This is a genomic window from Nonomuraea sp. NPDC049649, assembly GCF_040675175.1.
GTDB lineage: Bacteria > Actinomycetota > Actinomycetes > Streptosporangiales > Streptosporangiaceae > Nonomuraea.
Map to the genome: position 1 here is coordinate 1 of NZ_JBFAOH010000010.1, position 19,327 is coordinate 19,327.

Genomic DNA, 19,327 nt, shown 5'->3' on the forward strand with positions numbered 1-19,327 from the left:
TGGGCCCCGCGCCCGCGGGGCCGACCCGCGGGGCGGCCGCGCCGCCGCCCGCCCCCGGGCGGCGGCGCGGCAACGACGTGTCCCGCTGACCCCGCGGGCCCGCCCGCACGCATCGGTCACGGCGTCCATCGCGTCGATGGGCGCCGTTTCGGCGTGCCCGCGGGCCGGACCAGCTTGATCACTCTCCGCCGACCGAATCTAGGCGCATCGTTGCCAAATCGGGACTGTTGCCTTCGTTCTTTGGACGTTAGCATCCTGACGACTAAAGGCTTGGAGGCGTGACCGTGTGGCAACAGATCATCAGCGGGTTGCAGGCGGGAAGCTGGTACTCCCTCATGGCGCTCGCGATCGTCCTGGTCCTGAAGGCAACCGATGTGCCCAACTTTGCCATGGCTGAGCTGGGACTACTCCCGGCCTTCTGCACCTGGGCACTCATCGACGGCACCAACCTGTCCTGGTGGGCGGCCGTCCCGGTCGGACTGCTCATCGGCGTGGTACTGGCCGTAGTGGTGGAACGAACGGCTATCCGTCCGATCCTGGCGGAGAACCACTTCGCCACAGTTCTGATGACCATCGCGGTCTTCGTCATGATCAACGCGATCGTGCAGCTGGTATGGGGATCCGAGCCCCGTAAGATCGACTCCCCGTTCGCGGGCTCGTTCACCGTGGCCGGGCAGGTCGTGGCCTACGAGCAGCTGGTCAGCATCGGGGTCGGGCTGGCGGTGATGGCCGGGCTCATCTTCTTCTTCCGCACGCCGCTCGGGGTGCAGATGCAGGCCATCGCGGAGGACCGGGTGACGCCGAGGCTGCTCGGCGTCTCGGTCACCACGGTGTTCCGCACCTCCTGGGCCCTGGCGGGCGCGATCGCCACGGTCGCGCTGCTGCTGCAGGGGCAGGCGTCGCTCCTCACCGACCAGAACGGGTCCGGGCTGCTCATCAAGGGCTTCGTCGCCGCCACGCTCGGCGGGTTCTCCAGCATCACCGGGGCGTTCGTCGGCGGCCTGGCGCTCGGGGTCGCGGAGAACCTGGCGGGCGCGTACATCTCGACGTCGAGCAAGACCGCGATCGCGCTGCTGGCCATCGTCGTCGTGCTCTCCGTCAAGCCGGAAGGCCTGTTCGGCCGTCACCAGGTCCGGGAGGTCTGATGAAGGCGCTCACCCTGCTCACCGGCTCGCCCTGGCGGATGGCGGGCGCCGCCGGCGCCGTGGCCGCCGCCGTCGTCCTGCTCGCGCTGCCCGGCCTGATCAACCCGTACCTGCTCTTCCAGGCGTGCCTGGTCCTGGTGACGGCGACGGCCGGGCTCGGGCTCGTCCTGATCATGGGGTGGTCGGGGCAGATCGTCCTGGCCCAGGCCGGATTCCTCGGCGTGGGGGCGTACGGCACCACCTACCTGGTGGCTCAGGGCTGGTCCTGGCCGGTCGCGGCCCTCACCGCCGGTCTGATCGCGGCGCTGTTCGGGGTGCTGATCGGCCTGCCAGCCACCCGGCTGAGGGGCTTCTACCTGGCGATCGCCACGCTGGCGTTCGCCGAGCTGATGACCCGCATCTTCGTGGAGGCCACGCCGATCACCGGCGGCATCGCCGGCGTCGCCGTGGAGCCCGTGGTCCTGCCCGGGCTCGACGCGGACGGCAGCCGCTGGTACCTGTGCCTCGGCGTCGCCGCCGTCACCACGGTCGCGGTCATGCGCATCGGGCGCGCCGGGCTCGGCAGGCGGCTGCGGGTGGTGCGCGACGCCGAGATCGCCGCCCCGTCGCTGGGGCTGAGCCCGACCAAGACGAAGCTGCTCGCCTTCGCGCTGTCGGCGTTCATCGCCGGCATCTCCGGGGCGCTGTACGCGCAGTGCCTGTCGTACCTGACGCCGGAGATCTTCGACATGGCGCTGCTTATCGAGTTCCTGGTCATCGCCTTCCTCGGCGGGGTGAGCTACGTCGCCGGGCCCTTCCTCGGCGCGGTCGTGGTGGTCGTCCTGCGCGACCTGCTGCAGGACCTGGGGAGCTGGCAGCGCCTGGTGTACGGGCTGATCCTCGCGCTGGCCATCGCGTTCCTGCCGCGCGGGCTGGCCTCGCTGCCCGCCCGGCTGCGGGCGCGCCGCTCGTCCTCCTCCCCCGCATCGGAGCAGCCGCCCGCGCAGGAGCGGGCCGACCTGACGGGAGCCTCCCGATGAACGCGCTGGAACTGACCGGGATCGCCGTGCGATTCGGCGGCAACGAGGTGCTCAAGGGCGTCGATTTGGCCGTCGGCCCGGGGTTCACCGGGCTGATCGGGCCGAACGGCGCGGGCAAGACGACCGTGTTCAACGTGGTGACCGGCTACGTCCGTCCCGCGGCGGGCACGGTGCGCATCGCGGGCGAGGAGGTCGCTCCGGGCCGCCCGGCCGCCGTGGCCCGCATGGGCGTGCGCCGCACGTTCCAGACTCCCAAGCTGGTGACCGAGCTGTCGGTCGAGGCGAACGTGCTGGCGGGGCTGGACGCCGAGCTGACCGGCGCCGGCGGGCTGGCCGACTTCTTCGGCCTCTCGCGCAAGGCACGCGACGCCCGGGAGCGGGCGCGCGAGCTGCTCGACGCCTTCGGCCTCGCCGATCTGGCCGCCGAGCCCGTCGGCAACCTGCCTCTGGGCAGCCAGAAGATCGTCGAGGTCGCCCGCGCGCTGGCGCCGCGGCCCCGCATCGTGCTGCTCGACGAGCCCGCCGCCGGCCTGTCCGGCGCCGACGTCGACCGGATGGTGGCGCCGCTGGCGGAGATCGGCGAGCGCGACGGCCTGTCGATCCTGATCATCGAGCACGACCTGGAGCTCGTCTCGCGGCTGTGCCCGCGGGTCGCGGCACTGCACTTCGGGCGGATCCTGGCGGACGGCACCCCCGCCGAGGTCGTCGCCCATCCCGACGTCGTCGAGGCCTACCTGGGAGCGGGCATTGCTACTGTCGATTCGTGAGCTGACCTCCGGTTACGGTCGGGTCCCCGTGCTGCGCGGCGTGAACCTCGACGTGGCGGAGGGCGAGATCGTCGCGCTGCTTGGGGTCAACGGCGCGGGCAAGACCACGACGCTGCGCGCCGTGTCGGGCGTGCTGCCCACCTGGTCGGGCTCGGTGAGCTTCGCCGGCACCACGCTCGGCAGGCGCACCCCGGAGGCCCGGGCACGGCTCGGCCTCGGCCACGTCCCCGAGGGCCGCGGCATCCTGTCCTCCCTCACCGTGCGGCAGAACCTGCGCCTGGGCGTCACCGCCCGCGGGCGCGGCGCCCGGGACGTCGCCCAGGACGAGGAGAGGCTGCTCGACGTCTTCGACGCGCTGCGCGACAAGCTGTCGGCGCCGGCCGGTTCGCTGTCCGGCGGCCAGCAGCAGATGCTGGCCGTGGCCAGGGCGCTGATCGGCCGGCCGCGCCTGGTGATGGTCGACGAGATGTCGTTCGGTCTCGCGCCGATCCTGGTCAACCAGCTGCTCAAGCTGGTCGCGCGGTTGCGGGAGGAGTCGGGCACCGCGTTCCTGCTCGTCGAGCAGAACTCGGCCGTGCTCGACATCGCCGATCGCGCGTACGTGCTCGCCGGCGGGGCCGTGCACACGTCCGGCCCCGCCCAAGAGCTCGCGGACTCGGAGAACCTCGTCCGCGCCTACCTCGGCTGAACACTCGCATCACCTGACTGGAGGGTCCCATGAGGCCACTCTTCGCCCTGCCCGCTCTGCTGGCCGCGCTGGCCATCGCGGGCTGCTCGTCCCAGGCCGCCGCGCCGTCGGCCGGCGACGCCGCCGTGCAAGGGGTCACGGACGACACGATCACCATCGGCACCAGCCTGCCGCTCTCCAGCGGCGCCGCGACCTCCGGCAAGGGCTTCGAGGCCGGGCTCAACGCCGCGGTCAAGGAGATCAACGACAACGGCGGCGTCCAAGGCCGCCAGGTGAAGCTCGTCGTGCTCGACGACGGGTTCGAGGCGGCGCGCAGCGTCGCCAACATCCGCCGGCTGGGTGACCAGGAGAAGGTGTACGCGGTGGTCTCCCCCGCCGGGTCGGCCAACATCCCGGGCAGCTACCCGTACCTGAAGCAGAAGGGCATGCCGCTGTTCGCGCCGGTGCTGCCGCCCGACCCGCAGCAGGACTCGGTGTACCTGCTCGGCACCAGCCAGCGTGACCAGGGCAGGGTGATCGTCGACTTCCTGGCGGGCAAGGGGGTCAAGAAGGTCGCCGTCATCGGGCAGGACAACGAGCTCGGCCACTCCATCCGGGACGGGGTCAAGGAGGAGGCCGAGGTCACCGGGATCGAGGTCGTCGCGAACGAGACGACCGAGCCGAACTCGACCGAGGTGAGCTCGGCGGTGCTCAAGGTCCGCGAGGCCAAGCCGGACGCGATCGTGCTCGGCACGGACAACACCCAGTCCGCGCTGATCATGAAGGCGGTGGACGAGCTGGGCTGGAAGCCCACCATCATGGGCACCTCCTCGACCGTGACCACGGGCAGCGCGGGCACGGTCAGCCCGGCGGGAGAGGCCGCCAAGGGCGTGTACGGCACGTACATCTCGGAGCTGCCGACGTCGGACACGCCCGAGGTGGCGGCCTGGCGCACCGTGCAGGAGGCCGTCAACCCGGATGAGGCCCTCAGCGCCTACGCTCTGCAGGCCTACGCCAGCACGAAGATCTTCTTCGACATCGTGGAGAAGATGGGCGACGACCTGAGCTGGGCGAACTTCCAGAAGACCGCCGAGTCGCTGGAGGGGCACGCCTCCGGCATCTACCCGCCGATCACTTTCGGCCCGGCGGCCGAGGGCGGGCACGTCGGCACCACCGGCGCGAAGGTGGCCGAGTGGGACGGCTCTGAGTGGAAGCCCGTCACCGACGAGTGGCTGGAGCCCGGCAAGCCCGTGACCTGACCGGCTGAAGGGCGGGGGCGCGGGCGACGCGCCCCCGCTTTCAGGCGTTGGCGACGGCGGGGGCGAGGGCGACCCCCCGCTCGCTTTCAGGCGTTGGTGACGCCGAGGCCGAGGCCGCCGTCGATGGTGAGCACCGCACCGGTCGCCCACTCCGCCGTGATCAGGTACTCGACGGCCTCGGCGACCTCGTCGGGGGTTCCCGCGCGGCCCAGCGCGTGGGCCGCGCCCAGCTCCCGCATGCGGTCGGCGGCGGTGGCGTCGTCCATGAGCCCGGCCCGCTGGTTGAGCTCGGTCAGCACGCCGCCCGGGCGCACGCAGCCGACCCGCACGCCCTGCGGCCCCAGCTCCGCGGCGAGGACTCCGGTCAGCGTCTCCAGCGCGCCCTTGGTGGCGGCGTACGGGGAAGCGCCGGGGAAGGCCCGCTGGGTGTGCACCGAACCGAAGAAGACGACGGCGCCGGAGCGCTCCCTCAGGTGCGGCAGGGCGAGCGCCGTCAGCATCATGGGGCCGATCGTGTTGGAGGCGAACACGTCGTGCAGCGCCTGCTCGTCGAGCTCCTCGAGCGCGCCCCGGTACATGTTGCCCGCGGCGTGCACCACCGCTTCCAGCCCGCCGCCGTGCTCCACGGCGCGGGCGACCATCCGCTCGCGGTCGTCGGCGACGGTGACGTCGCCGACGACGCCGCACGCACCCGCACCGGCCCGCCGGGCGACCGCTTCCACCTTCTCCGCGCGCCGGCCGGCCAGGGTCACCTTCGCGCCGGCCTTGACCAGCCGGTAGACCACCGCCTCGCCGAGCCCGGACCCGCCTCCGGTGACGAGCACCGGCATCCCTTCGAGTGAACGCCCCACCGAAGCCTCCGATCTGACTGTCCTCGAAGGAAATCTACCGTAGTCGTTAATCGTCTAGCTACTGATCAAGCGGCCAGCGGACGCGCCCGCCGGCCGCCTCTTTCTGGGCCAGTGGCCCAGAGCCGCTTGAGCCCGGCCCGCCTCCCTGGCTGAATCGCGCCCAGCGACTCGCGGAAGGGACGACGTGATGACGGAGCGGATGAGACTGGAGGACCGCTACGAGGCGACCGCCGGACGCGTCCAGCTGACCGGCGTGCAGGCCCTCGCCCGGCTGCCGATCGACCAGCACCGCCGCGACCTGACCCGGGGCCGGCGGGTCGCGACCTTCGTCTCCGGCTACGAAGGCTCCCCGCTCGGCGGCTACGACCTGGAGCTGCACCGGCAGCGCCGCCTCCTCGAGGCCAACGACGTGGTCTTCCAGCCTGGGCTGAACGAGGAGAGCGCGGCGACCGCGGTGCAGGGCAGCCAGCTCGCCAACACCCTCGACGGCGCCCGGTACGACGGCGTGCTCGGCATCTGGTACGGCAAGGCCCCGGGGCTGGACCGGGCCACGGACGCGCTGCGGCACGGCAACCTGATGGGCGCCCACCCGGACGGCGGCGCGCTCGTGCTGGTGGGCGACGACCCCGCGGCCAAGTCCTCCAGCGTCCCCTGCTCCTCGGAGTTCGCGCTGGCCGACCTGGCCATGCCGTTCCTGTACCCGGCCGACTCCCAGGACGTGCTGGACCTGGGGTTGCACGCCGTCGAGCTGTCCCGGGCGTCCGGGCTGTGGGTGGGGCTGAAGGTGGTCACCGCGGTGGCCGACGGCTCCTCGACGGTGTACCTCGACGACGAGCGTCCCGAACCGCTGCTCCCGCCGGGCGCCAAGCGCCACCGGCCCACCGCGCGGCTGCTCCAGCCCACGCTGGGGCCGCTCGAACGCGGCCTGGTGGCCGACCGGCTGCGGCTGGCCCGCGAGTACGCCCGGCTCAACCGCCTGAACCGCGTCGTGGGGGCGGCCGGCGGCGACCGGGTGGGCGTGGTCGCGGCGGGCCGCACGTACCTGGACGTGGTGGAGTCGCTGCGGCGGCTGGGCATCGACGAGGCGGACCTGCCCGAGAGCGGGGTCCGGCTGCTCCGGGTGAGCATGCCGTTCCCGCTGGAGGAGGAGACCGTCCGCGAGTTCGCCGACGGGCTGGCGGAGATCGTGGTCGTCGAGGAGAAGCGCTCCTTCCTGGAGTCGGCCGTACGCGACATCCTCTACGGCCGTCCGGCCGCCCCCCTCGTCACCGGCAAGCGCGATCCCGGCGGCGAGGAGCTGGTCCCCGCGTACGGGGAGCTGGACGTGGACGCGATCGTCCCCCGGCTGCGCCGGCGGCTGCTCGCGCACGGCGTCCCCGTACGGCCCGAACCGCCCCGTGCCCGCCCGCGCCGGGAGCTGCCGCTGCTGCGGCGCGCGCCGTACTTCTGCTCGGGCTGCCCGCACAACACCTCCACCAAGACGGTGGAGGGCAGCCTGGTCGGCGGCGGCATCGGCTGCCACGCGATGGTGGTGCTCATGGACGAGGCCCAGGTCGGCGCCGTCACCGGGCTCACCCAGATGGGCGGCGAGGGCCTGCAGTGGCTGGGGATGGCGCCCTTCGTCGAGCGCGGGCACTACGTGCAGAACCTCGGCGACGGCACCTTCGACCACTCCGGCTCCCTGGCAATCCGGGCGGCGGTGGCGGCGGGCGTCGACATCACGTACAAGCTGCTCTACAACTCCGCCGTGGCCATGACCGGAGGGCAGCGGACGGTCGGCGGGATGGGCGTGGCGCAGATCGTCGGCGTGCTCCTGGCCGAGGGCGTCTCGAAGATCATCATCACGACGGAGGACCTGCGCCGCTACCGCCGGGTCCGGCTGCCGCGCGGCGTGCGGGTGTGGGACCGGTCGCGCGTCGAGGAGGCGCAGCGGGTCCTCGCCGAGACTCCGGGCGTCACCGTCCTGCTGCACGACCAGGAGTGCGCGACCGAGACCCGGCGCAGGCGCAAGCGGGGGCTGCTCCCGCAGCCCGCCACGCGGGTCTTCATCAACGAGCGCGTCTGCGAGGGCTGCGGCGACTGCGGGCGCGTGTCCAACTGCCTGTCGGTGCAGCCGGTGGCGACGGAGTACGGCCGCAAGACCCGCATCCATCAGGCGTCCTGCAACCTCGACGCCAGCTGCCTGGACGGCGACTGCCCCGCCTTCATGACGGTCTCCGCCGCCCCCGTCACCCGCGCGCCCGGCACGATCGAGGCGGCGGACCTGCCGGAGCCGGAGCCCGTGGTGGACGGCGACGCCTTCGGCGTCCGGGTGCTCGGCATCGGCGGGACCGGCGTCGTCACGGTCTCCCAGATCCTCGCCACCGCGGGGCTGATCGCCGGCTGGCACGCGCGGTCGCTCGACCAGACGGGGCTCGCGCAGAAGGGCGGGGCGGTGGTGTCGGACGTGAAGTTCTCCCGCGAGCGGCGGCTGACCTCCAACCGGCTCGCCGAGGGCGAGTGCGACCTGTACCTCGGCTGCGATCTGCTGGTCGCCGCCGACCCCGGGAACCTGACGGTCGCCTCGCCCGAGCGGACCGTCGCGGTGCTGTCCACGTCCGAGGTGCCCACCGGGCGGATGGTCGCCGATCCCGCGGCCGGCTTCCCCGCCCAGGAGGAGCTGACCGCGCCGATCCTGGACCGGGTCCGCCCCGGCCCGGTCCGCCTGCTGGACGCGCGGGCGCTGGCCTCCGCCCTGTTCGGCGACGACCAGACGGCCAACATGCTGCTGGTGGGCGTCGCCTACCAGCAGGGGGCGATCCCGCTGCCGGCCGAGGCGATCGAGGAGGCGATCCGGCTCAACGGCGTCGCGGTGGAGACGAACCTTCAGGCGTTCCGGCACGGCCGCCGGTTCGTCAGCACGCCCGCCGCGCCTGAAGCACGGGCCGAGCCCGCTCCCCGGGAGGACGTGACCGGCATCGTGCAGGCGCCCCCGGGGTCGGAGCTGGCCCGGCTGGTGGCCCTCCGGTCGCACGAGCTGCGGGCCTACCAGGACCTCGGCTACGCCCGCCGCTACACCACCCTGGTGGAACGGGTGCGCTCGCTGGAGGCGTCCCGGGTGCCCGGGTCGACCGCCTTCACCGAGTCGGTCGCGCGCCACCTGTTCAAGCTGATGGCCTACAAGGACGAGTACGAGGTGGCCCGCCTCTGCCTCGGCGACGACGTCCGGGCGGCGCTGGCGGAGCGGTTCGGCCCCGGCGCCAGGGCGTCGTGGAAGCTGCACCCGCCGTTCCTGCGGGCGCTGGGCGTGCGGCGCAAGCTCACACTCGGGCCGTGGTTCCGCCCGGCGCTGGTGGCCCTGCGCGGGCTGCGCCGCCTCCGCGGCACCCCGTTCGACCCGTTCGGCCGTACGAGAGTGCGCCGGGTCGAGCGCGAGCTGGTGCGGGAGTACGCCGAGCTGGTGGAGCACGTCGCCGGCCGGCTCTCCCCGGACAACATCGCGCTCGCCGTCGAGCTGGCCGGCCTCCCGGACCAGGTGCGCGGGTACGAGGACGTGAAGCTGCGCAACGTCGAGAAGTACCGCGAGCGGCTGGCCGCGCTACGGGCCCGCTTCGACGCTCCCCTGGCAAGCCACGCCGATCAGAGATAGAGCCCCGTGTCCTCCGCCTTGCGGCGCTCCTCGTTGGCGCGGGGTTCCGGGCTGACCAGGGCCTGCGGTTCGGTGCCGGCGAGGTCGGCGTCCGGGTCGAGGACGGTGATGGCCAGGTCGCCGTTCTTGACGCCGATGTGGGCGCGCTGTTCCGCCTTGAGCGTGCCGTCCAGCAGGAGCCGCGACAGGGTGTTGTCGAGCTTGCGCTGGATGGTGCGGCGCAGCGGGCGGGCGCCGAAGTGCGGCTGGTAGCCCTCCCGGGCGAGCCAGTCGACGGCGTCCGGTTCGATCTCCATGGTCACGCCCTGGGCGTGCAGCCGCCGCCGGGTCTCCTCCAGCAGCAGGACGGTGATCTGGCGGAGCTGTTCGGCGTCGAGGCCGCGGAAGACGATGGTCTCGTCGACGCGGTTGAGGAACTCGGGCCGGAAACGCATCTGCAGCAGCCGCGAGAGCTGGCTGCGCAGGCCCTGCTCGTCGTCGCGGTGCGCCATGATGACGTCGGCGCCCAGGTTGGACGTCATGATGAGCACGGTGTTGCGGAAGTCCACGGTCCGGCCCTGGCCGTCGGTCAGCCGCCCGTCCTCCAGCACCTGCAGCAGCAGGTTGAACACGTCCGGGTGGGCCTTCTCGATCTCGTCCAGCAGGATCACCGAGTACGGCTTGCGCCGCACCTGCTCGGTGAGCTGGCCCGCCTCCTCGTAGCCCACGTAGCCGGGGGGCGCCCCGACGAGCCGCGAGACGGTGTGGCGTTCCTGGAACTCGCTCATGTCCAGCCGGATCATCCGGTCCTGCTCGCCGAAGAGCGCTTCGGCCAGGGCCCGGGCCAGCTCGGTCTTGCCGACCCCGGTGGGGCCGAGGAACAGGAAGGAGCCGATCGGCCGGGCGGGGTCGCTCAGCCCGGCGCGGGAGCGGCGCACGGCCTCGGCGACCGCCGACACCGCCTCGTTCTGCCCGATGACGCGCTGGTGCAGGTGTTCCTCCAGGCCCAGCAGCCGGTCCCGTTCCTCCTCGGTGAGCTGGGCGACGGGGATGCCGGTGGCGCGGGAGACGACCGAGGCGATGTCTTCCACGGTCACTTCGGCGATGCCGCGGCGTCCTTCGCGCGCCTCCTCGATGCGGGCCTGGAGGCCGGCGATCTCGTCGCGGAGCTCGCGGGCCCGTTCGTAGTCCTCGCGGGCCACCGCCTGTTCCTTCTCCCGCTGGCGGTGGTCGAGCTCCTCCTCCAGTTCGCGGGTGCCGGTCGTGGGGGCGCCGGTGGCCAGCGCCACCCGGGCGCCGGCCTCGTCCATCAGGTCGATCGCCTTGTCGGGCAGGTACCGGCCTGAGACGTACCGGTCGGACAGGTCGGCCGCGGCGACCAGCGCCTCGTCGGTGAACTTCACCTGGTGGTGCGCCTCGTACCGGTCGCGCAGGCCGCGCAGGATCTCGATGGTGTCCTCGACGCTCGGCTCGGGCACCAGGATGGGCTGGAAGCGCCGTTCGAGCGCGGCGTCCTTCTCCACGTACCGACGGTACTCGTCGAGCGTGGTGGCGCCGATCACGTGCAGCTCGCCGCGCGCCAGGGCGGGTTTGAGCATGTTGGAGGCGTCGATGGCGCCCTCGGCGCCGCCCGCGCCCACGACCGTGTGCAGCTCGTCGATGAAGACGATGAGCTCGCCGGTGTGCGCGCGGATCTCCTCCATGAGCTTGGTCAGGCGCTCCTCGAACTCGCCGCGGAACTTCGTCCCGGCGACCAGGCCGGGCAGGTCGAGCTGGACGACGCGCTTCCTCTTCAGCGACTCGGGCACCTCGCCGTCCGCGATGCGCTGCGCCAGCCCCTCGACGACCGCCGTCTTGCCGACGCCGGGCTCGCCGATCAGCGCCGGGTTGTTCTTGGTCCGCCTGGACAGCACCTCGATCGCGCGCAGGATCTCCTGGTCGCGGCCGACCACGGGGTCGATGCCGCCCTCGCGGGCGGCCGCGGTGAGGTCGCGGCCGAACTGGTCCAGCGTGGGGGTGCTGCTGGGCGGCGCCTGCTGGCTGGGCAGCGGCTCCCCTTCCTGCGGTACGAACGACTGCGGGGTGATGTGGGCCTCGCGGAGCAGGCGGCCTGCCATCGACTGGGGGTTCGCCGCCATGGCGAGCACCAGGTGCGGCGGGTCGATGTAGGAGGCGCCGGTGGCCTGCGCGACCTGCCGGGCGTCCAGCAGGGCCCGTTTGGCGGCCGGGGCGAGGGCCATCGGGCCCTGGCGGGGTTCGCGCCGCTCGACGGACTGCTCCACCTGCGCGGCCAGCGCGTCCGGGTCGCCCCCGGCCTGCTCAAGCGCCTGCCGGGCGCTGTCCACCTGGGCGGCCGCCCACAGCATGTGCTCGGTGTCCACGTAGTCGGCGCCCCACTCGGCCGCCTGCTGGGTCGCCTTGCGCAGCAGGTCGATCGCGTCCTCGCTGAGGAGTTTGCCGATGTCGACGCGCCGGGAGAACGGCTGCTGACCGTACCCGAAGAACCTGGCGAGCAGATCGTCCATGGGGCCGAAGCCGTAGTTCCAGAAATCCCCCGTTGTCATGGATCCTCCCCCGAGATGACGTCGGTTCCGCCCGCCTACCCGTGGTGTGGAGAGGTAACCAGGGCGGGGGCGGGGCGTGGCCGACCCCGCCCGGGGGTGTCAGTGGACGTAGGGCCACCCGGCCGCGTCGTAACCGATCTTGTTGATGCCCAGCCGGGAGGAGCCGTCTCCCGCGTACCAGTGGTAGAAGAGGACGTCGCCGTCGGCGTCGGCGAGGACCGCCTGGTGGCCGGGGCCGTGGATGTCACCGTGACCGGCCAGGATCTCCGTGCCGCCGCCCGCGGTCAGCGCCACTCCGGCGCGGTCCACGTACGGGCCGGTGACGGAGGTGGAGCGGCCCGCCATGACGCGGTAGGTGCTGGCGGCGCCGCGGCAGCAGGCGTCGAAGGAGACCAGCAGGTAGTAGTAGCCGCCGTGCTTGTAGATGGTCGGCGCCTCGATCGCGCCGCCGTTGCGGCCGGCGATGGAGATGAGGGACGAGCCGAGCCGCCTGCCGGTGGCCGGGTCGAGCTGGATCATCTTGATGCCGGACCAGAACGAGCCGAAGCTCAGCCACCAGCGGCCCTGGTCGTCGATGACCAGGTTGGGGTCGATGGCGTTGTAGTTGTCGGAGGTGCGCGACTCGATGACCAGGCCCTGGTTGGTCCACGATCCGGACGCTCCCGTGCTGCTGGTGGCCAGGAAGATCGCGGAGCGGTTGGAGCCGAAGGTGGAGGCCGAGTAGTACATGACGTACCGGCCGCCGGTGTAGGTGATGTCGGGCGCCCAGAGGTGGTTGCTCCCGTCGGTGTACGGGTGCGCCCACGGCGCGCCGCCGGGGAACGCGGAACCGGCGTTCCGCCAGGCGGTGCGGTCGGAGGAGGTCTTCAGCGAGATGCCGTCGCCGGTGTGGGCCAGCAGGTAGCCGCCGGAGGGGGTCTTGGCCACCTCGGGGTCGTGCACGCCGGTGTCGCCGGTGACGCGGCCCGGGTTCGGGTAGGCGGGCGAGTCGCCCACCTTGACCAGCCGCCACTGCTGGTTGGCGCCGTTCAGGTCGGTGTACTGCGACAGCCGCCCGCCGTCGGCGGTGGACCATTCCCAGACTTCCAGGGCCTTGCCGCTGTTGCGGTTGATCAGCCTGATGTGGCCGTCGCCGGTGTCGGCGACGCGGAACTGCTGGTTGGCGCCGTTGTGGTCGCTCCACTGGACGATGTCCGCGCCGTCGGCGGTGGAGTGGTCGTAGACGTCGAGGACCTTGCCGCTGTGGCGGGAGCGCAGGCGGTAGTGGCCGCCGCCGGAGTCGGCGAACTGCCACTGCTGCCAGGCGCCGTCGTTGCGGGCCCATTGGACGATGGCGGCGCCGTCGCCGGTGGCTCGTTCGTACACGTCCATGACCTTGCCGCTGTGCCGGTTGACCAGCACGTACCAGGCGTTCGTGTCGATCGTGGCGGCGGCGGCCGGGGCGACGGCCACGAGGGACTGGAGCAGGACCAGCAGCGCCACGACGGCGGCGCGCAGGCCCGGTAACAGGGAGGATCTGTTCATGGGGGTGCGCCTCTCGAATGTTAGCGTTAACAGACCGGGCTAGGTTTCTGACGGGCCGGAGTGAAGGACGGTGTTCCTCAGTGTCAGCACGAACTTTCCGGCGGTCAAGAGAGCGCTGAAAGTTGCACCGGCCTTTAGGAAACCAGCACGTCCGGGACCGGCTCGTGACCGTTCCGGCCGCGGATGAGCTCGTTGACGCGGACCTCCGCGCGGCGGGGCCAGCACTCCGGGCCGATGATGCGGGGTGGGGTGCCCGCGGGCGCGGTGGCGATCCGGTCGGGGGCGGCTGTGCGGCGGTCACGTCGCGGTCAAGGGCTGCCGCCTGCTTTGAAGGTTCGCGCCGTTCTACCTGTGTGGATCCAGGAAAACTGCCAACCGTTCGTCCAGGGATACGGTCCAAGGCATGACGATCGGAATCAGGGACGCCGTGCAGGCCGTGGAGTCCGGGGCCGTGCTGGGGCTGCTCTCGTCGTGGCCCCGGGTGCTGGCTCTGGGTGAGCCGACCCACAATGAGGATCTTCTCCTCGAGGTCAGGAACGAGCTCTTCCGGCAGCTCGTCGAGGACGGCGGCTACCGGACCATCGCGATCGAGAGCGACTGCATGATGGGGCTGGTGGTGGACGACTACGTCACCACGGGCACCGGCTCTCTCGACGAGGTCCTGGCGCGCGGCATCAGCCACGGCTGGCACACGGCTCCGCCCAACCGCGCGCTCGTACGGTGGATGCGCGCGTACAACGAGGGCCGGCCCGCGGCCGAGCAGGTGCGGTTCGCCGGGTGCGACGGGTCGCTGGAGATGACCGGGGCCGCGAGTCCGCGGGAGGCGCTGACGGCGCTCCACGGTTACCTGGCCGCCCGGCTGGACGCGGAGCTGCTCCCGTGCGCGGCGGAGACGCTCGACCGGCTGCTCGGGGCCGACGAGCGGTGGTCCGACCCCGACGCGCTGATGGATCCGTCGCGGTCGGTCGGGCGGTCGGCGGAGGCGGCGGAGCTGCGGCTGATCGCCGACGATCTGGTGGCGCTGCTCGACGCGGAGACGCCGCATCTGATCGCGGCGTCCTCGCGGGACGAGTGGGATCGGGCGCGGCTGTACGGGCGGACCGCGGTCGGGCTGCTGCGCTACCACTACTGGCTGGCCGACACCTCCCCGGGGCGGATGGCCCGGCTGGTGGGCGTGCGGAGCGCGATGCTGGCCGCGAACCTCCTGGCCGCCGCCGAGCGGGGGCCGGTGCTGGCCCACGCCCACAACGCGCACTTCCAGCGGCACCGGAGCTCGACGCGGCTGGGCGATCTGCGGGTGGAGTGGTGGAGCGCGGGCGCGATCGTGGAGGCCCGTCTGGGCGGGGAGTACGCCTTCCTGGCCACGGCGCTGGGCACTCTCCGGCATCGCGGCGTGGACACGCCTCCCCCGGGCACCGTCGAGGGGGTGCTGTACGCGCTTGAGCGGGATCGCTGTCTCGTGGACCCCCGGCGGCTGAGGGCCGCCCTCGGTGACGCGCCCGTCGCTCGTGAGTCCTCCTGGTTCGGCTACGCGCCGCTGAGTGCTGAGCATCTGACGGGGAGCGACGGGATCGTGTTCGTCAAGGACTCGTACGGGAGCGCTGCTGGTCAAACTTGACCAGTAGGATATAGGCTGCTTTTTAGTCAACTTTGACTAGAAGGAGCGGTCATGGCCGGCGAGATCACGATTCCCCTGCTTCCCTGCCGGTCCATCGACGAGATCGTCGAGTTCTACACCATGCTGGGCTTCACTCGTACCTACTATCAGGTGCGCCCGAATCCGTACGTGGCGCTCGAACGGGAGGATCTCCGGCTGGGCTTCTTCGGCATGCCGGACTTCGAGCCCGAGAACTCCTACGGGAGCTGCGTGGTGATCGTGCCCGACACCGGGGCGCTGTTCGACGCTTTCGCCGCGGGCATGCGGGCCGCCCGCGGCAAGCTCCTGGTGTCCGGGATTCCGCGGATCACCCGGCCCCGCAAGCGCCGCAACGACGGGAACCGCTCCGGGTTCGCAGTCGTGGACCCCGGCGGGAACTGGATCCGGTTCTCGGCCGCCGCCTCCCCCTCCGGTGAGGGGGCCGAGGGCCGGCTCACCACCTCCTTGAGCCGGGCGGTCGTGATGGGCGACTCCCACGGCAAGCACGTCCGGGCGGCCCAGATCCTGGACGCGGCCCTGGCCCGGGACGAGGACACGGCGACGGCGGCCGAACTACTCGAAGCGCTCGCCTACCGCGCCGAGCTCGCGCTCCGCGCCGGGGACGCGGCCGCCGCGGGCGACGCCCTCACCCGGGCCCGCGCGCTCGAACTCTCTGAGGCGGAGCGGGCCGAAGTCGCGGTCACCCTGGCCGCCCTCGACGATCTGGAAGCCGCGCTCCGCGCCTGACGCCCGTTCCGGCCTTTCCGTCATCGATGACCGCTCCGCCGATGACAGGATCGGCGCCCGCCGGAGACCCTGAATCGCTTCGCCGATGACAGGACCGGTGCCCGCCGGAGACCCTCGAACGCCCATCGGCTAGGGTGCCGCCGGGCCCCTTCTGAAGCCCATTTCGACTGCGATGCCGGCAGGTTTCCCCACCTGAGGCCCATTCCGCTATGGTGCCGCCCGATTGCCGTCCGATGTCCGCATCATGCGGTACGTGCTCTTACCAGCCTTTGCGCTGCAGCGATCCCCGGAACTGCCGTTCGCCGGCGGGCGAGCCAGAGTGACCGCCGGGCCGATGGGCCTTCCGGCCCGGTCGCCGTTCCCTTAAGGTACTCCTTTGCCCGATGCGGCACCGGGCCGTCTCTATGCGTGGCCGGCCCGGAGAGTTCCCTAAATTCGATTTCGATAGCGGAACAGTGATCGATAGATCGGTCCAGCCGCCGAAAAGCCCGCCGCGGGCTTTGCTGAAGCCGCGCTCACCACCGGCGGAAACCTGCGCGGGGCCCGGCCCGGCTTTTCTCATTACCCAGTGAAATGGGTGCGCCGACGCCCCGGCCCGCCCGGGATGCGCGCGGGATCGCGCCCGGCTGGGCCGACCAAGCGCTGGTCAACGCGGAGTGATGAGACGGAAGCAGCCCTTTGGGCAGGCATTCCGTTCATCCTGAAGTTCGAGTCGGCTTCGCCCCACCTTGAATCGGTCCGGTTCTGCCATGCCGTCGCTGCCTGGTCGCGTACTGTTCCATGTACGCGTGCACGACCGGCACCAGTTGCGACTTCGTTTGGCTGGCACCATAGTCGTAGAAGTACGTCTCGTCTACTGAAGCCCGCTACAGTAGACGTGAACCCTATGAGTATGGAGCTGAGCATGGCTAAGCTGATTCGCGAGATTTACATTGACGACCTCGACGGCACCGAGATGGAGTCCGAGAACGTCGTCAAGTTCGGCCTCGACGGCATCAACTATGAGATTGATCTTGCCGAGAAGAACGAGGAAGCGCTGCGCAAGGCTCTGTCGCCCTTCATCAACAAGGCACGCCCGGTCAAGGCCGAGCGGGGCGGGCGCAGGCGCGGGGCCAGCTCGCGTGCGCTGAGCCGCGAGAAGTCGGCCGAGATCCGCAAGTGGGCCCGGGCTCAGGGCCTGCCGGTCAGCGAGCGCGGCCGCATCGCGTCCTCGGTTGTGGAGAAGTACGAGGCCGCCCACTAAGGGCGCTCGTCTCTCCGGTTCCCGCGTCGCCCGGGAGCGGCCGACTCCTGCCGCGGCTCGGGCGACAGGTCTTCCGCGGGCCTGCGCACCCCTGTGATCGGAACGCCGATGGCCGCCGCGCCCGTCCGCCGGGTGCGCCTGGCCCGCGCAGCCGTCGCGGCCTTGTTCCTTACGTCTTCAAAGCGGTCCCCCGCCGCCCACCCCGATCAAGGCCGTCCTCGGCGCAGGCGACGCCGCCTCGGCACGGCGGCGAGATATCAGCGGGCGCGCCACTCATTTGAGCGAGATCCCCGGAGCGCGCTACTCGATGCGGCGGGATCTTACGGGACGCCCTGCTGACCGGTGCCGCCATCGCCAGGTTCCGCTCCGCGCGTAGCGGCGTCCGGCATCGACCGCCCTTACGGCGCTGACGATCCCCCCTTTTTTGCACCCGCGTTCGGCGACGCGCCGACGCATCCGGAGCGCCCTCTGCCAGTGGCCCGCGCGCCGGGTTGTTCCTTCGCGCCGTCACGACGCTCGGCCGACGGCCCCTGGGCGCGCTGGACGAGGACGTAAGTCCTGCTAGGCGGGGCCGTTCGCCGCTGTCATGGCTCCGGCGGGGTAGTCATCATCGGAGTACCACGGCTTGGGAGGTGAACCGATGATGAGCGGTGGGCGTGTGATCCTCGACGTTCCGGCCATCGAGTCGGAGCTGATGGCGCTGCGGAAGCGGGTCGACGATCTTGAGGAGCAGGTCCGTACGATTCAAGCCGCGTACCTCGCCCTGGCCCGCACCATGGAGAAGCGGCTCGGAGCCTGAGTCCGCGTGTCAGTCGTCCCGGCGGGGCGTCTCGAAGCAGGCGAGCCAGGTGGCGAGCAGCGACTCCAGTTGATCGGCTTCCTGCGGCGTCAGGCAGTCGAGCAGGCGGCGTTCGTTCCGCATGTGCTCGGTGAAGGCGTCGTCGATGAGCTTGCGCCCGGCGGCGGTGAGGGCGACGACCCGCCCGCGCCCGTCGCTCGCGCTGCGCCGGCGGGTGACCAGGCCCGCGTGTTCGAGCCGGTCGATGCGCTTGGTCATGGCTCCTGTGGTGACCATGGTGTGCGCGGCGAGTTCGCCGGGGGCGCGTTCGAAGGGTTCGCCGGCGCGCCGCAGGGTGGCGAGCACGTCGAACTCCCCTTCCGTCAGCCCGTACCGCCGGTAGACCGCGCAGAGCTGCTCGGTGAGGTGGCCGGCGAGGCGGTGGAGCCGTCCGATGACGCCCTGGGGCCGCACGTCCAGGTCGGGCCGTTCGCGGGCCCACGCCTGCTGGATCCGGGCTACGTGGTCTGAATACTCGCTCACGGCGGCCAATATATCTTCCTGGGAAGTTATATTACTTCCATGGAAGCTACTTTACGCTGGCTGCCTGTCACCGCCGTCGCCCCCGTGGTCTGGGGCGCGACCTACTACGTCACCCAGCGGTTCCTGCCCGCCGACTACCCCCTGTACGGGGCCGCCATCCGGGCGCTGCCCGCCGGGCTGCTGCTCCTCCTCATCAGCAGGAAACTCCCCCGCGGGTCGTGGTGGTGGAAGTCCGCGGTGCTCGGCACGCTCAACATGGGGGCCTTCTTCGCCCTGGTCTACCTGGCGGCGCAGCTGCTGCCCTCCAGCATCGCCTCCACCATCATGGCGACCTCGCCGATGGTGATGATGCTGTTCGCCTGGGCCGCCCTCGCCGACCGCCCGCGGATGCCGCATCTCGCCGGGGCCTGCCTGGGGATGGCGGGCGTCGCTCTCATGCTGCTGCAGGACGTGCGCGGGGCCGGGCTCCTCGGCGCGCTGGCCTCCGTCACCGCCATGCTGATGTCGTCCCTGGGCTACGTGCTGGCCAAGCGGTGGAGCGGCGACGTCGACGTCTTCTCGCTCACCTCGTGGCAGCTCATCGCCGGGGGCGCTGTCCTGGCGCCCGCCGCCGTCCTGGTCGAGGGCGCGCCGCCGCCGCTGGGCGGGCCCGAACTGCTCGGCTACGGATTCCTCACGTTCGTCGCGACCGCGCTCGCCTTCGTGGCCTGGTTCACCGGGCTGCGGCACCTGAGCGCCGGGACGGTCGGGCTCATCGGGCTGCTCAACCCGGTGACGGGAGTCCTGCTCGGTACGGTCATCGCCGGTGAGACGCTGACCCCTCGGCAGGTCTGCGGGCTCGTCCTGGTCCTCCTCGGCGTCCTGCTGGGACAGCGCGTCGTGTCCCGCCGCGCCCGCTCGCGGCCCGTGAAGCTCCAGGTTCGGTCACCGGTGAAGGCTGACCGTCCGGGTGGCGGGTAGGCAGGATTCTGTGTCGG

Annotated in this window: 15 protein-coding genes; 11 read left to right on the forward strand and 4 right to left on the reverse strand. The window is 71.7% G+C overall.

Annotated elements, in window-relative coordinates:
• The first annotated feature begins 278 nt into the window (after window positions 1-278).
• Genes AB0J42_RS15565 through AB0J42_RS15585 form a run of 5 tightly spaced genes read left to right on the forward strand, consistent with a single transcriptional unit; the run spans window position 279 to window position 4,857 of the window.
• A complete protein-coding gene (locus AB0J42_RS15565; RefSeq protein ID WP_364294082.1) occupies window positions 279-1,145 on the forward strand; it encodes a branched-chain amino acid ABC transporter permease in 867 nt (288 codons plus the stop codon).
• Window positions 1,145-2,164, forward strand: a complete 1,020-nt coding sequence (locus AB0J42_RS15570) for a branched-chain amino acid ABC transporter permease (RefSeq protein WP_364294085.1) — start codon at window positions 1,145-1,147, stop codon at window positions 2,162-2,164. Before AB0J42_RS15565 ends, AB0J42_RS15570 begins: the two co-directional genes overlap by 1 nt.
• Window positions 2,161-2,931, forward strand: coding sequence for an ABC transporter ATP-binding protein (locus tag AB0J42_RS15575; RefSeq protein ID WP_364294088.1), 771 nt, complete (start codon window positions 2,161-2,163; stop codon window positions 2,929-2,931). The genes AB0J42_RS15570 and AB0J42_RS15575 overlap by 4 nt, the downstream gene beginning before the upstream one ends.
• Window positions 2,912-3,619, forward strand: coding sequence for an ABC transporter ATP-binding protein (locus tag AB0J42_RS15580; RefSeq protein WP_364294091.1), 708 nt, complete (start codon window positions 2,912-2,914; stop codon window positions 3,617-3,619). The genes AB0J42_RS15575 and AB0J42_RS15580 overlap by 20 nt, the downstream gene beginning before the upstream one ends.
• A 29-nt stretch (window positions 3,620-3,648) precedes the next feature.
• A complete protein-coding gene (locus AB0J42_RS15585; RefSeq protein WP_364294094.1) occupies window positions 3,649-4,857 on the forward strand; it encodes an ABC transporter substrate-binding protein in 1,209 nt (402 codons plus the stop codon).
• An 86-nt stretch (window positions 4,858-4,943) separates the two neighbouring features.
• Here the strand turns inward: AB0J42_RS15585 and AB0J42_RS15590 are convergent, their stop codons facing one another.
• Entirely contained in the window at window positions 4,944-5,708 is a 765-nt protein-coding gene (locus tag AB0J42_RS15590; RefSeq protein ID WP_364294097.1) for an SDR family oxidoreductase, read from the reverse strand.
• A gap of 187 nt (window positions 5,709-5,895) precedes the next feature.
• On the opposite strand from AB0J42_RS15590, the gene AB0J42_RS15595 reads away from it, so the two are divergent.
• Entirely contained in the window at window positions 5,896-9,336 is a 3,441-nt protein-coding gene (locus AB0J42_RS15595; RefSeq protein WP_364294099.1) for an indolepyruvate ferredoxin oxidoreductase family protein, read from the forward strand.
• On the opposite strand, the gene AB0J42_RS15600 is transcribed toward AB0J42_RS15595, so the two are convergent.
• Both AB0J42_RS15600 and AB0J42_RS15605 read right to left on the reverse strand, forming a co-directional pair.
• Window positions 9,327-11,879 carry an ATP-dependent Clp protease ATP-binding subunit gene (locus AB0J42_RS15600; RefSeq protein ID WP_364294102.1) on the reverse strand — a complete coding sequence of 851 codons (2,553 nt, stop codon included), beginning with the start codon at window positions 11,877-11,879 and terminating at the stop codon, window positions 9,327-9,329. The genes AB0J42_RS15595 and AB0J42_RS15600 overlap by 10 nt on opposite strands.
• A 99-nt stretch (window positions 11,880-11,978) precedes the next feature.
• Window positions 11,979-13,403, reverse strand: coding sequence for a family 43 glycosylhydrolase (locus AB0J42_RS15605; protein WP_364294105.1), 1,425 nt, complete (start codon window positions 13,401-13,403; stop codon window positions 11,979-11,981).
• A gap of 403 nt (window positions 13,404-13,806) precedes the next feature.
• Between AB0J42_RS15605 and AB0J42_RS15610 the strand changes: the two genes are divergently transcribed.
• The 4 genes from AB0J42_RS15610 to AB0J42_RS15625 all read left to right on the forward strand — a co-directional run bounded on the left by AB0J42_RS15610 (window position 13,807) and on the right by AB0J42_RS15625 (window position 17,828).
• A complete protein-coding gene (locus AB0J42_RS15610; RefSeq protein ID WP_364294108.1) occupies window positions 13,807-15,021 on the forward strand; it encodes an erythromycin esterase family protein in 1,215 nt (404 codons plus the stop codon).
• A 51-nt stretch (window positions 15,022-15,072) separates the two neighbouring features.
• Entirely contained in the window at window positions 15,073-15,786 is a 714-nt protein-coding gene (locus tag AB0J42_RS15615; RefSeq protein ID WP_364294111.1) for a hypothetical protein, read from the forward strand.
• A gap of 904 nt (window positions 15,787-16,690) precedes the next feature.
• On the forward strand, window positions 16,691-17,029 hold the full coding sequence (locus tag AB0J42_RS15620; protein ID WP_364294114.1) for an Lsr2 family protein: 339 nt from the start codon (window positions 16,691-16,693) through the stop codon (window positions 17,027-17,029).
• 643 nt (window positions 17,030-17,672) lie between these two features.
• Window positions 17,673-17,828 (forward strand): hypothetical protein, encoded by a 156-nt coding sequence (locus AB0J42_RS15625; RefSeq protein ID WP_364294117.1) that lies wholly within the window; start codon window positions 17,673-17,675, stop codon window positions 17,826-17,828.
• Window positions 17,829-17,837: 9 nt separating this feature from the next.
• Here AB0J42_RS15625 and AB0J42_RS15630 read toward each other — a convergent pair whose 3' ends face one another.
• A complete protein-coding gene (locus tag AB0J42_RS15630) occupies window positions 17,838-18,350 on the reverse strand; it encodes a MarR family transcriptional regulator (protein ID WP_364294120.1) in 513 nt (170 codons plus the stop codon).
• Window positions 18,351-18,389: 39 nt separating this feature from the next.
• Between AB0J42_RS15630 and AB0J42_RS15635 the strand changes: the two genes are divergently transcribed.
• Window positions 18,390-19,310, forward strand: coding sequence for an EamA family transporter (locus tag AB0J42_RS15635; protein WP_364294123.1), 921 nt, complete (start codon window positions 18,390-18,392; stop codon window positions 19,308-19,310).
• Window positions 19,311-19,327 lie beyond the last annotated feature (17 nt).

Excerpts from the sequence above, each read along its gene's own strand:
- AB0J42_RS15575 (WP_364294088.1), top strand. The coding sequence starts at position 2,161 with ATGAACGCGCTGGAACTGACCGGGATCGCCGTGCGATTCGGCGGCAAC.
- AB0J42_RS15610 (WP_364294108.1), top strand. The coding sequence starts at position 13,807 with ATGACGATCGGAATCAGGGACGCCGTGCAGGCCGTGGAGTCCGGGGCC.
- AB0J42_RS15595 (WP_364294099.1), top strand. The coding sequence starts at position 5,896 with ATGACGGAGCGGATGAGACTGGAGGACCGCTACGAGGCGACCGCCGGA.
- AB0J42_RS15600 (WP_364294102.1), bottom strand. The coding sequence starts at position 11,879 with ATGACAACGGGGGATTTCTGGAACTACGGCTTCGGCCCCATGGACGAT.
- AB0J42_RS15620 (WP_364294114.1), top strand. The coding sequence starts at position 16,691 with ATGGCTAAGCTGATTCGCGAGATTTACATTGACGACCTCGACGGCACC.
- AB0J42_RS15570 (WP_364294085.1), top strand. The coding sequence starts at position 1,145 with ATGAAGGCGCTCACCCTGCTCACCGGCTCGCCCTGGCGGATGGCGGGC.
- AB0J42_RS15635 (WP_364294123.1), top strand. The coding sequence starts at position 18,390 with ATGGAAGCTACTTTACGCTGGCTGCCTGTCACCGCCGTCGCCCCCGTG.
- AB0J42_RS15625 (WP_364294117.1), top strand. The coding sequence starts at position 17,673 with ATGAGCGGTGGGCGTGTGATCCTCGACGTTCCGGCCATCGAGTCGGAG.
- AB0J42_RS15615 (WP_364294111.1), top strand. The coding sequence starts at position 15,073 with ATGGCCGGCGAGATCACGATTCCCCTGCTTCCCTGCCGGTCCATCGAC.
- AB0J42_RS15585 (WP_364294094.1), top strand. The coding sequence starts at position 3,649 with ATGAGGCCACTCTTCGCCCTGCCCGCTCTGCTGGCCGCGCTGGCCATC.
- AB0J42_RS15605 (WP_364294105.1), bottom strand. The coding sequence starts at position 13,403 with ATGAACAGATCCTCCCTGTTACCGGGCCTGCGCGCCGCCGTCGTGGCG.